Source organism: Solibacillus sp. FSL K6-1554, from assembly GCF_038005185.1.
Classification (GTDB): Bacteria; Bacillota; Bacilli; order Bacillales_A; family Planococcaceae; genus Solibacillus; species Solibacillus silvestris.
Window position 1 is genome coordinate 3263017 of record NZ_JBBOSS010000001.1, and the last position, 11911, is coordinate 3274927.

Annotated in this window: 13 protein-coding genes; 6 read left to right on the forward strand and 7 right to left on the reverse strand. The window is 38.2% G+C overall.

The genetic code is table 11. The features are described from left to right. The first annotated feature begins 601 nt into the window (after nucleotides 1-601). From MHB58_RS16280 to MHB58_RS16290, 3 genes are all read left to right on the forward strand, one after another. Entirely contained in the window at nucleotides 602-1822 is a 1221-nt protein-coding gene (locus tag MHB58_RS16280) for a YHYH domain-containing protein (protein WP_340735621.1), read from the forward strand. 61 nt (nucleotides 1823-1883) lie between these two features. Next, entirely contained in the window at nucleotides 1884-2498 is a 615-nt protein-coding gene (locus MHB58_RS16285; RefSeq protein WP_197494733.1) for a PH domain-containing protein, read from the forward strand. 50 nt (nucleotides 2499-2548) lie between these two features. Further along, nucleotides 2549-2833, forward strand: a complete 285-nt coding sequence (locus MHB58_RS16290) for a type II toxin-antitoxin system HicB family antitoxin (protein WP_014822851.1) — start codon at nucleotides 2549-2551, stop codon at nucleotides 2831-2833. 151 nt (nucleotides 2834-2984) lie between these two features. Here the strand turns inward: MHB58_RS16290 and MHB58_RS16295 are convergent, their stop codons facing one another. From MHB58_RS16295 to MHB58_RS16315, 5 genes are all read right to left on the reverse strand, one after another. Next, nucleotides 2985-3464, reverse strand: a complete 480-nt coding sequence (locus MHB58_RS16295) for a hypothetical protein (RefSeq protein WP_014822850.1) — start codon at nucleotides 3462-3464, stop codon at nucleotides 2985-2987. A 248-nt stretch (nucleotides 3465-3712) separates the two neighbouring features. Further along, nucleotides 3713-4600, reverse strand: coding sequence for a DMT family transporter (locus MHB58_RS16300; RefSeq protein WP_445683152.1), 888 nt, complete (start codon nucleotides 4598-4600; stop codon nucleotides 3713-3715). A gap of 157 nt (nucleotides 4601-4757) precedes the next feature. Next, complete coding sequence (locus MHB58_RS16305) at nucleotides 4758-5549, reverse strand: putative hydro-lyase (RefSeq protein ID WP_014822848.1); 792 nt, start codon at nucleotides 5547-5549, stop codon at nucleotides 4758-4760. 32 nt (nucleotides 5550-5581) lie between these two features. Beyond that, on the reverse strand, nucleotides 5582-6820 hold the full coding sequence (locus MHB58_RS16310) for an NRAMP family divalent metal transporter (protein WP_014822847.1): 1239 nt from the start codon (nucleotides 6818-6820) through the stop codon (nucleotides 5582-5584). Then, a complete protein-coding gene (locus MHB58_RS16315; RefSeq protein WP_340735622.1) occupies nucleotides 6807-7592 on the reverse strand; it encodes a LamB/YcsF family protein in 786 nt (261 codons plus the stop codon). The genes MHB58_RS16310 and MHB58_RS16315 overlap by 14 nt, the downstream gene beginning before the upstream one ends. A gap of 270 nt (nucleotides 7593-7862) precedes the next feature. Here MHB58_RS16315 and pxpB point away from each other — a divergent pair, with 270 nt between their 5' ends. Both pxpB and MHB58_RS16325 read left to right on the forward strand, forming a co-directional pair. Continuing rightward, nucleotides 7863-8597, forward strand: coding sequence for a 5-oxoprolinase subunit PxpB (gene pxpB, locus MHB58_RS16320; protein ID WP_340735623.1), 735 nt, complete (start codon nucleotides 7863-7865; stop codon nucleotides 8595-8597). After that, nucleotides 8594-9589, forward strand: coding sequence for a 5-oxoprolinase subunit C family protein (locus MHB58_RS16325; RefSeq protein WP_340735624.1), 996 nt, complete (start codon nucleotides 8594-8596; stop codon nucleotides 9587-9589). The genes pxpB and MHB58_RS16325 overlap by 4 nt, the downstream gene beginning before the upstream one ends. Nucleotides 9590-9677: 88 nt before the next feature. On the opposite strand, the gene MHB58_RS16330 is transcribed toward MHB58_RS16325, so the two are convergent. Then, nucleotides 9678-10433 carry an IclR family transcriptional regulator gene (locus MHB58_RS16330; protein WP_340735625.1) on the reverse strand — a complete coding sequence of 252 codons (756 nt, stop codon included), beginning with the start codon at nucleotides 10431-10433 and terminating at the stop codon, nucleotides 9678-9680. Between the two features lie 37 nt (nucleotides 10434-10470). Further along, nucleotides 10471-10614 carry a hypothetical protein gene (locus tag MHB58_RS16335; protein ID WP_340735626.1) on the reverse strand — a complete coding sequence of 48 codons (144 nt, stop codon included), beginning with the start codon at nucleotides 10612-10614 and terminating at the stop codon, nucleotides 10471-10473. 392 nt (nucleotides 10615-11006) lie between these two features. On the opposite strand from MHB58_RS16335, the gene MHB58_RS16340 reads away from it, so the two are divergent. Beyond that, entirely contained in the window at nucleotides 11007-11837 is an 831-nt protein-coding gene (locus tag MHB58_RS16340) for a glycerophosphodiester phosphodiesterase (protein ID WP_339263112.1), read from the forward strand. Nucleotides 11838-11911 lie beyond the last annotated feature (74 nt).

The window sequence follows — 11911 nt, forward strand, 5'->3', positions numbered from 1 at the left end:
CAAATTATTTTAAAATATTTTTTATCAGTGTTTCCGTAGATTTCTCAATCCAGGTGTAGATATATATTATGACTCCTGAATAGTATCGGAGTAAAAGCTCCCATGAACAGCAAAAATAAGAGAACTCCGGATCAGTACCGAAATCCTCTATTCCAATTAATCTTAAAAAGGTACATTTGTCGTTGCCAAAATGGGAAGTACAGAAACGCGGATGGTCTTCTTTAAAGATACTGAAGGAATTACACATACTTTGATAAAAAACTCTTATTTTATTATTCCATTTAAAATATACATTTCCTCTTTTTGTCCAAGTTTCTGCATATGGGACCCTGATAAAATTTTAGCTATGATACAGTTTTCTAGAAAAAAGTAGATTAATATATAAACAAAACCCTTCCCTCTATTCTACAAAGGAAGTCCTCGTTCAATTAATGGAATATTTACCCTCTATAACTAATAATAGTTAGACTTTACCACTATCATCCATTACTATGTATATATCTGCTACAAAAAAAGGTAGTTAATTTGCAACAGAATAGACAAGTTTCTAATATTCTTTTGTTCCTGTAGTATATATAAATTTGATTAAGGAGAGAAAATTGTGAATAAAAAAATAGTTATCTTTACACTATTATTTACTTTTTTGTTTGGAACAATGACTTTTGCTCACTCTGGAAGAACCGATTCAAGTGGTGGGCATAACTGTAGCGAAAAGTCTCAAGCGAAGGGATTGTGCTCAGGTTACCACTATCATAATGGAGGAAGTTCTACAAAGAGTAGTTCTATAAATAGCAGTCCCACAATTAAAAGAACGGATAAAAATTGTTCAGACTTTGCTTCATATGATGAAGTAGTAAGTTACTGGAACTCAAAAGGCTACTCTGCAACAAATGATCCGGAAAATCTCGATGGTTGGGGCAACGGTAAGGTAGACGATGGAATCCCATGTGAAGCACCTAGTTCGTATGACAAAACGAAAATAAATAACAGTCCAGAACAAGTTCAATACAAGGAAGAACAACTAGCGATTAAAAACGGAGAAAAACAAGGATATAATCAAGGTTTAAGTGATGGATATAATGAAGTTCCATCTAATAACGTTACTTCAAATGATTCCTCTACTTTCAAACAAGGGTATACAAGCGGGTACGATAAAGGCTATAAAGAAGGTAAAACGAAAATTGAGGGTGAAAAAGTAAAAGCTAGTAGAGAAGGATATGCTCTAGGTCAAAAACAAGACAATATTGCAATAGCTGGTAAATATTTAAATCACCAAGGACTTAAAAATTCTTTTGAAAGTGGTTTTAATCAGGCAGTAACGGAACGAGTGGAAACAAAGAAAAAGAAATTTACGGAGCTAGGCTATGAAGACGGCAAAAAAGATACATATTCCCCTCCAACAGATGTGGAGAAAGTTTATGGTAACTCGTATCAAAATGGGTACGATAAAGGACAAAATGAATTAAAACAAGAGTATGTCCAACAAGGTTATGAAGCAGCCTTTACAATGATTAAGTATCATGAACCTGATTTAACGAACGAAAAATTCAAAGAATGGCATGAGGAAGGTTTTGCTTCCAATAAAGAAGCTGTAAAAATCGGAGATGCCGGTTTTATGTTAGGGCAACAAGGCGATGATTTTGTAATCCCGTCTGATTATAAGAAAGCTGAGCCACTTTACACGCATTATTATGAGCTTGGTTTTAAAGAGTACGAAGAAGAGCAAGATGCCAAACAAAAAGCGGTTACTGGTAGCATTGGGGTCGCTGCACTCGCCTGGTTAGGCAGAAGAGTATACGTAGTAAAAAAAATGATTGGTTAAGGAGATTGTAATGAGCATATATCGAACAATGTGCTATAAGGTTGAGGACGTAATCGTTAAAGTGTTATCAAAAAAGCTCGATCAAGCAACAGTTAAAGAAAAAGTAAACTCCTATAGAATAGAACAAGGAAATCTTCTTACACAAAAGAAAACAGATAAAGCAAAGAAATTGGCTGAACAAAATAGTGAGAGAATCAAAAAACGTGAAGCTCTGCTTGAAAAGCGGCTAGCTCAAAAGGAACAAGAAAAACAAGAAATAGAAACGCTAATATCTACATTTTTAGAAAACAGTAAAGAGTATTCTCAATATGAATTCAATGAAGTTAAAAAGAATAAAACATTCTTTCAATTACTTCCCCAACGAGTATTGGAACAAAATGAAAAAGCATTGACTTTTATTTTCTGCGAGTATGACAAATCAAGTAAAAAAGAAATTAAAGGGTACTTAATTCCTACTAATAAAAGAGTCTTGTTTTTAACTAAGGATCTTAACCACATGGAAAAATTCCGATACCAAACGATTATAAATGTGAATTCGTACAAGGATGGTATTTTTGAAAGAGAACTCCGGATTCAGTATGGTAAGAGAAAACTCGAATTTGATGAAATATTTGATCAGGAGCAAATGAAGAAAGTCGGAAATACAATTTTAAATCAATCAACGACGAAGGTTTAGAAAAAATTTTTAGTATAATAATTGATTCTATATTTAGGAGGTTTTGTTAATTGGCCAATTACATTTTTCCGGCGATTTTTGAGGCTGGCTATGAGCATGAACAGGGCTATACTGTAACCTTCCCAGATTTACCGGGCTGCATCACTGAGGGTGATACATTAGAGGAATCTATTTACATGGCGAAGGATGCTTTAGCTGGTTATCTGAGTATCATGGAAGAAGATGGTGAAGAAATCCCAGCTGTATCAAATGCTCATGGAACTGAACTACCTCAGGGTGCTTTTATCATAGATATAGAAGTAAATACTGACAACTTCTTCAGAATCAACACATAATAATTTTTTGACTTAGGCTCGGTTATTTTTATAATTATTAAAAAACTTCAATAGTTACAAGCCCTCATTCTATCTTAGAAAAAGTATTTCAAAGATAGCATTGGGGGTTTTTCATTCACTTATGATTGAGTAACGACAAGCCGAGACTTTACTAATCCCAATAATTAAACACTAAATCTCCTACTGTCTGTGATCGGAAATGCTTCATAAAACGGAGCTCCACATCATTAAGTTCATTTTCATTCATCAGAACAATACCACTGCCTTTTGTTTGATATACTAAGGGCTCTGCTAATTGTGATGCTGTTAAAACTGTATAGTGATTTTCAAACAAGGCGCCCAATAATTCATGATCGATAAATTTTAAGCCCCCAATTTCACAGTTGCTAGTGAAGGCTATATCATCATACATATTATTGTGGAAAATATATAACTCTTCCCTATTGATTTTCACATGAGCATGGGCATAGCCAAGATCAATATCAGGTTCATAAAAGGCTAAAATGCTCCCATTTAATTTCTGAACATACGCGTAGCAATATTTTTTAAATTCAGCAGTAAGGGCTACCCAATCACGCTCAAGTGATAAATCCCCTGCACTAAAGCCTGTTACGCCTCTTTTTAAAATCATACATAACCCCCCTCTCTTGAATTCTATTTTAAGATGTATAGTATGTATAACGGTTGTCTATCACCGTTCTCCTTTAGCTTGCCATAGCTACTGTAATTAAAGCAAAAAAGTACATCCTGATAAAATCAAGATATACTCGGGTTTAATTATCTATATCCTTATGTTGTGAAAACTCGATTAGCTGTAAACGCTAAACCATACCCTCTCTTTAAAGCATGAGGTTCCAGACGATTTCAGTGCACCAATCTTTAATCCTTACTGATACTTTGGTTTTTCGTTTTATACTGGAAATTCACAAAATAAATGCTTATTGCTACTAGCAGCATCCCGATAACCAGTGAATAGGTCACCGTTTCTCCTAAGAATAGCACTCCGAGAAGAACAGCGACAATCGGAATGAGAAACGTATAGGAACCAACTTTGCTTGCCTCACCAGCGTTAACTAGATTGTAGTAAAGGATGTAGGCTAACGGTATGCCAATGGTCGCACCAAAGCCGAGCCCTGATAGATAATTCCGATTCCATTCGATGGCAGACCAGCTTTCAAACACCGATCCGGTACCTAAAAGAAAAACCCCGCCAATGATACATTGAAGTGCTACCATCCAATATGCATCTACTTCTTTGCTTATTTTCTTTACGTATATTACTCCGAACGCCCAACTTACAGCAGTTAGTAACCCGAGCGTAACGCCGATTGCTGAAATATGGACCATCAGACCATCCACGCTAACGACCGCTACCCCTACAAATCCTAGAAACAAACCGAGGATTTTAACTGGTGATAAATCTTCACCGAGTAATAGCCAAGCGAAAAGACCAAGTAAAATTGGTTGAAAATAAACAAGAACGGAAAACAAGCCACTCGGTAAATAGAGCAATCCGGCCGTCTGAAGTCCGAAAAACAGGATTGTATTAAAGAAAGCCCCAATACAATACTTTTGCCAGTTTTCCCGCCAATTGACTCTTTTCCTAGTCTTCCAAATGATAACTGTCAGCAGGATGCCTCCTAAAAGCGCACGAAGTCCGGCATAAAGCAATGGCGGTGAGTAGGGTACCGCTAATTTATTGATTGGCCAGCTCGCGCCCCAAATTAAGATGAGGGCAATAAGTGCAACAGTCGATTTTTTAAACACTATTTAAATCCCCTTTCATCGGCAAAAAGCATGTCCCTATAATCACTGCAAAGTTCAAAGAGACGATGCACAGTTGCATCGCCTCACATATTAGTAAGAGTATTTCACACCCTACCTTTACAATCTATCTTACTATGAAAGTATGATTCACATACATCTATAACACACTGAATGCTTCATCCTTTATATCACTGATGAACATATGTCCTGGTGCATGAGTAATCATAATCGAAGGCTTACTTTCCATCGCAACAGCTTGAGGCGTCACACCACAAGCCCAAAATACTGGAACCTCCCCTGGCTTGAATGGGACAGCATCTCCAAAATCAGGTTTTGTAATATCCTTGATGCCAATTTGACCAGGATCCCCAATATGTATTGGTGCACCGTGTACTGCCGGGAAACGTGATGTAATCTGGACAGCACGGATGGCATCCTCTGGCGTCATAGGCCGCATACTAACGACTGTCGGCCCCTCGAACATACCTGCTTTGTTACACAGAATGTTTGTTTTATACATCGGAACATTACAGTTTTCCTCGATATGTCTAATCGGAATACCGCTCTCAAGCAATGGGGTTTCAAATGTAAAGCTACAACCGATCAAGAAGCCGACCATATCGTCTTCCCAGTACTCCGTAATATCTGCGACTTCTTCTGTAAACACACCATCTCGGTAAATACGATATTTCGGGATGTCTTTACGGATATCCGCATTTTCGGCAATCATAGCAGGAATATATGAACCTGGCTCCGTCACGTCCAGTAAAGGGCATGACTTCGGATTCCGCTGACAGAAAAGCAAAAAGTCAAAGGCATGTTCCTTTTTTAAAATAACCAAGTTCGCTTGTGTATTACCTTTTGACATTCCTGCAGTCGGTCCAGTAATCTCTTGCTTTCTTATCAACTCTCTTATTTCTTGCGGCTCTAACATTCCATAGTTCACCATAAAGCCCCTCCCGAATTTGTCTTCTTATTCCTTTATTTAAAAACCAATGGTACTTGTTCAATCAAAGTCACGACACTTAAAATACCCATGATTACCACGACAAAAGCGCCCGTAACCGTCAACCAGATTGGATGTTTATATGTACCAACAATATTTTTCTTATGTGCAGCAATTAATAATGTACCTAAACCGATTGGCAAAATGAAGGCATTCAACGCTCCTACAATAAGCAAGATTGTTACCGGCTTTCCAACAAAAGCAAACGTTATTGTTGAAATAACGATAAACGCAATGATAACCCAATTTTGGAATTTCTCAATAAGAGGGTGAAACGTTCGGATAAATGAAACCGACGTATATGCAGCTCCTACAACAGATGTTACCGCCGCAGCCCACATAATTACACCAAACATACGATAACCAATGTCACCTGCAGCTAGCTGGAATACAGAAGCTGGCGGATTCGCTGGATCGATCGCTAGTCCTTTTGATACTACTCCAAGTACGGCCAAGAATAATGCCACACGCATAACACCGGTAACAAGAATCCCTGTAACAGAGCTTTTTGTAACTTCCGGCAATGATTCAACACCTTTAATACCTGCGTCTAATAGACGGTGTCCGCCCGCAAATGTAATATATCCCCCTACCGTTCCACCAACAAGCGTAACAATAGCAAATATACTGATTTGCTCCGGTTTAAACGTATTTACAATCGCCTCTCCAACCGGCGGCGATGTAGTAAATGCCACGTACAGCATGAGGAGGATCATTACAATCCCTGCACCTTGTGCGACTTTGTCCATCGCTTTCCCTGCTTCTTTCACGACAAAAATAAAAATTGCTAAAACGGCACTAACAATAGCACCTGTAATCGGATCCCAGCCAAGCATGGCATTCAGACCCAAGCCTGCACCTGCTACGTTTCCGATATTAAATGCCAAACCGCCAATGACGATAAGTATTGCCAAAACAACGCCCAGTCCAGGTAACACCTTGTTGGCAATTTCTTGTCCACGCAATCCGGAAACGGCAATGATTCTCCAAATATTCATTTGTGAAAAGATGTCTAGTAATAATGAAATTAAAATAACAAAGGCAAAACTTGCAGCCAATTGCTGTGTAAATACAGTAGTTTGTGTCAAGAAGCCCGGACCAATCGATGACGTGGCCATTAAAAAGGCAGCTCCAAGTAAAACACTTCTACTTACCTTCTTTTTCCCGGTAACGTTGACATCTTTTTGTGTGGCATCAGTTTTAGGATTTTTCATTTTTAACCTCCAACTTACAGATTGCATCTACAGTAATATTGTTCTTAGTCAATGTTTCGTTTATATATTTTGCAAAGGCGAGTGCATGTGCACCATCACCGTGAATACAAATAGTATCTGCTCGCAGCGGAACTTCTGTTTTTTGCTCAGAAACTACGACTCCTTTTGTCACCATTTTCACTATTTGCGCTACAGATTGCTCTTGATCTGTAATCATCGCATTCTTTTGTGATCGAGAAGTCAATGACCCGTCTGCTTGATACGTGCGATCTGCAAATACCTCGTGTGCTGTTCGTAGACCAATCTTTTCTCCGGCCTTCGTCAATTCACTGCCGGAAAGTCCAAATAATATCAATGATGGGGATACATCATATACTGCTTGTGCAATCGCTTCGGCAAGTTTTGGATCCTTTGCTGCCATATTGTACAGAGCACCGTGGGGTTTTACATGCTGCATTTTTTCATTGAACGTCATTAAAAACCCTTGCAATGCACCGATTTGATAGACGACCATGTCATACCCTTCTTGGGGAGTAATCGCCATTTCTCTTCGCCCGAATCCGTTCAAATCCGGTAAACCAGGATGCGCACCAATTTTGACACCATTGGCAATGGCCATCTTCACGGTTTCTCTCATCACGCTCGGATCTCCGCCATGAAAACCACAGGCAATATTTGCAGATGTAACGTATTTCAAAATTTCTTCCTGCTCCCCAAGTTTATAGCGACCAAAACTCTCCCCTAAATCACAATTCAAATCTACTTGAAACATATTTCTCCCCTCCATTGATAATCGTTTAATAATGAGTAAGCATTTCAACTGTTCCGAAATTCGGAACAGTGGTTTTAAAACTAAAACAAATTCTAGCATAAAAATTTTCGCTTGAATATATTATTTGCAAAATTATTCGAAAATTGTAAATATCGCAATATTCTTAACATATATACTTGATTTTAAATTTGAAAACAAATTATAATGTTAGCAATATCCGAATTGAAAAACATAAATACCGAAATTCGAAACCTTAAGGAGCTGTTTAGAATGGCCTATCAGAAAATTAATGCACACATAAGGCCCTTAGGGGATTCTGCGCTCGTCATTCAGTTAGGTGATGGAATCAGCCTTGCCGTCCATGAAAAAGTGAAAAACCTTTGCAATCTCTTAGAAAAAGAGCCGTTTACAGGATTGATTGAATCTGTGCCGTCTTATAATAGCTTGACCATTTATTACAATCCTGTTGCCGTCTTTTTGTCCAACACGGATAAAGCATCCGCAAGTCCCTATAAGAAAGTAAGTGCAATTATTTTATCGCTGCTGGATCAAATAGAAACAAGTGAAACATCGGAACAACGGCTAATAACAATCCCTGTCGTGTACGGAGGAGAATTTGGTCCGGATTTGGAATATGTAGCAAGTTATCACGGACTTTCTGTGGAAGATGTGATTGAAATTCACTCGTCAAATGAGTACTTAGTTTATATGATTGGCTTTGCCCCTGGATTTCCGTTTATGGGCGGGATGGATGAAAGAATCGCAACACCACGTAAGGATTCACCGCGTCTAGCCATCGCACCGGGTTCTGTAGGAATTGCTGGTAAACAAACAGGCATCTACCCGTTGGAAACTCCCGGAGGATGGCAAATTATCGGCAGAACTCCGCTCGATTTGTTTCTTCCGGAACTTTCACCGCCAACTCTGTTACAGGCTGGAGATAGAATCCGCTATGTACCGATAACGCTTGAAGAGTATGCTGTCTATAAGGAGATGAAACAATGAGCATTAAAGTACTTCATCCTGGATTAATGACTACGATTCAAGATTTAGGGAGATTCGGTTCACAAAAGTTTGGCGTCATCGTAAGTGGCGCAATGGATCCGATTTCTCTCAAAATTGCCAATTTACTTGTCGGAAATGACGAAGGCGAAGGAGCACTCGAAATCACACTTTTAGGGACAACGCTCCAATTTGACACGGATGAGTTAGTTGCCATTACAGGTGGAGACCTGCAGCCTACAATTGATGGAGAAAAAGCGCCAATGTGGAGACCTGTCCTCATTCGTAAAGGTTCTGTTTTACAATTCAAGTCAGCAATTAATGGGTGCAGGGCCTACGTGGCATTCGCTGGCGGAATCGTCGTGCCTGAAGTTATGGGAAGTAAAAGCACTTATTTGCGCGCAGCTATTGGAGGGCTTCAAGGTAGAGCATTACAAAAAGGAGATGTATTGGACAGCGGAGACTTCAACCCAATCAGTCAGGCATTTGTTCATCAGCTCAAAAAAATGACGACTCACTTTAATTGGTCTGTCGATTATACAGAGTTTCTATCATTCGATAAAACTCAAACGATCAGAGTTTTACATGGTGCGGAGTTCGAGCGTTTCGATACCAGAAGCCAACAAGCGTTCTACTCAAAGCCCTATAAATTAACGACTCAAGCGGATCGAATGGGCTATCGGTTGGATGGCGAACCACTCAGCCTATCAGAAAAATTTGAATTGCTATCAGAAGGAGTTACATACGGTACGATTCAAGTGCCCTCAAACGGCCAGCCTATTATTCTGATGGTTGATCGACAAACGACAGGAGGATATCCAAAAATCGGTCAAGTCATTTCCGTTGACCTCCCTTGTTTAGCACAAATGCAGCCAAACTCTAACATTCAGTTCAAGAAGTTTTCCCTTGAACAAGCAGAAGTAGAATTAATCAAACAAGAGCAGCTGCTGCGTCAATTAGCAATGGGTATTCACTTTAAAGCATTTCATCAATAAGAGTATATGAAAATCGATACATAAGTATATTTAGAAGCAAAACGAGGCGATCTCGCATCCAATTGATGCAGAGACCGCCTCGTTTATGTTATTTGCTATAGCCTAATTGCATTGAAATATCCTCAGCAACTTTTTTTACCTTCTTTGCATAGATCTCAATGTTTTCATCTTGATAATTCGCTTCGATCCCTGCGATACTGATTCCCGCAATAACTTCTCCGTTGTGATTAAAAATCGGGGCTGCAATGGCCGCTGTATGGTTTTCCAATTCAGAATGACTGATTGTATATCCATCGATTCTCGCTTGTTTGATCGTTGCATATATTTTATCTTTTTCAGTAATTGTCCCGTTTGCAAACGATTTGGGATTGATCGATTCAAGATATGTCTCCACTTCTGAATCAGGTAAAAAGGACAAGATTGCACGTGAACAGGCACCAGCATAAAGCGGACTTTTCCTGCCGATCGAAGTATACAAACGCACCTTTTGCTTTGTGTCTATTTTCTCAATATAGATGGCTTCATCTCCATCTTTAACAATTAAGTTAATGGCTTCCTTCACATCATTATGTAATTCATGCATATACGGATAAGCAACCTTACGTAAATCAATCCTGCCTAAAACCAGCTGACCGAATTTGAGAAACAAAAGTCCAAGTCGATATTTCGAATCGCTTCCTTTTTCCAAGAACTCCATTTCTTCTAATGACCTGAGCATTCGATAGACCGAAGATTTCGGAATCCCCGATAGATCAATAATTTCTTGAAAGGTTAATTCAGTATGCTCTATAAATAAATTTAATATATCCATCGAACGGACAACCGTTTTATTTTTGTTGTTCATTAATTGTAGTCGCTCCTTTCCATTCACCACTTTACATTTAGATATTCCTACCGTTTGTATTTCCGAACCCTACTGCTTCACTCGTTAAGATATTCATAAGTTCCTTCTTTTTAGCTTCCATCCAACTTATAAATTTAACATACTTAGACTCTCCCGTATGGATTACTTCAATAAAATCCATTGCATACACTTCCTGACTTAATATAAGTATTATACCCAGATTAGAAGATAAAACGGAAACTATAGTAGGTTCACATTTAATAAAAACCTCATTTACTTATGGGAACGGTTCTCTGCGACTATTTGGAAGAAATTAAATAATTGAGGATGGCCAATTAAGGATATCGCTCGCTCCTTGAAATACTAGAGTTCACCCGAGTGTAGTAGGTAAAATAAAGCAGTAGAGAATACAATTCCATTACTATTCTATTACTAGTTTTGTAAAAAATCGTAAGGAAAAAGAGCGAATTTCGTTTACATAATCTTTATTAAGCTATACATAGATCTATATATTCTATTAACATTCCTTTTCTAAAATAAATTTGAATCATATTTTAGATAGGAGATGGAGAAATGAGCAAAAAATTATTAGTGGGAACAGGTATGGCCTTATCGTTATTATTAAGCCCGTTCAGTCAATCATTTGCAGAACAACCAACAGTAGGTGAAAGAAAACAAGTGAGTAATGTAGCACACCGTGGCGCAACAGCTTATACACCTGAAAATACGATTGCCGCTTTTGATCTAGCAGTTGATATGAAAGCCGATTATATTGAAATCGATGTTCAAAGAAGTAAAGATGGTGAATTAGTATTGATTCATGATACCACGGTAGATCGTACAACAGATGGAACGGGAAAAGTTGGAGATTTAACATTGGAACAGCTTAGAAGTCTTGATGCAGGTAGTTGGAAAGGAGAACAATTTGCAGGAGAACCAATCCCAACATTTGAAGAAATTCTAGATCATTACCATGGGAAAATTGGAATTTTAATAGAATTAAAGGCTCCAGAGCTTTACCCTGGTATTGAAGAACAAGTAGCAGCAGCATTAATAGAACGAAATCTCCATAAACCACAAAATGAAAAAATCATTATTCAATCTTTTAACTTTGAATCAATAAAAAAAATGGATCAGCTTCTTCCTAAAGTTCCAATCGGTGTATTAACTTCTAACCGAGCAGATACAACATTAGAAGCTTTACAGGAATTTTCAACTTATGCGGATTGGTTTAACCCAAGTTATGGAATTGTTACGGAAGAATTAGTGAATCAAGTTCACTCTCTTGGAATGCAAATTGGTTCGTGGACGGTTCGTAGTCAAGAAGCAGCAGACTTCCTATTCGAAATGGGCGTTGACGCAATCATTTCTGATTATCCGGATTATGTAGATCCTAGAAACTAATATTCCTGTAAAATAGTTTAAGAAAAGGAGTAGTTGCTACTCCTTTTTTGTTTGGATTTTTTGTTGGTTTTTAG

Bases quoted from the DNA above. Each gene is read 5' to 3' on its own strand.
- MHB58_RS16305 (WP_014822848.1), bottom strand. From the start codon at position 5,549: ATGGTGAACTATGGAATGTTAGAGCCGCAAGAAATAAGAGAGTTGATA.
- MHB58_RS16295 (WP_014822850.1), bottom strand. From the start codon at position 3,464: ATGATTTTAAAAAGAGGCGTAACAGGCTTTAGTGCAGGGGATTTATCA.
- MHB58_RS16315 (WP_340735622.1), bottom strand. From the start codon at position 7,592: ATGTTTCAAGTAGATTTGAATTGTGATTTAGGGGAGAGTTTTGGTCGC.
- pxpB (WP_340735623.1), top strand. From the start codon at position 7,863: ATGGCCTATCAGAAAATTAATGCACACATAAGGCCCTTAGGGGATTCT.
- MHB58_RS16310 (WP_014822847.1), bottom strand. From the start codon at position 6,820: ATGAAAAATCCTAAAACTGATGCCACACAAAAAGATGTCAACGTTACC.
- MHB58_RS16325 (WP_340735624.1), top strand. From the start codon at position 8,594: ATGAGCATTAAAGTACTTCATCCTGGATTAATGACTACGATTCAAGAT.
- MHB58_RS16335 (WP_340735626.1), bottom strand. From the start codon at position 10,614: ATGGATTTTATTGAAGTAATCCATACGGGAGAGTCTAAGTATGTTAAA.
- MHB58_RS16330 (WP_340735625.1), bottom strand. From the start codon at position 10,433: ATGAACAACAAAAATAAAACGGTTGTCCGTTCGATGGATATATTAAAT.
- MHB58_RS16340 (WP_339263112.1), top strand. From the start codon at position 11,007: ATGAGCAAAAAATTATTAGTGGGAACAGGTATGGCCTTATCGTTATTA.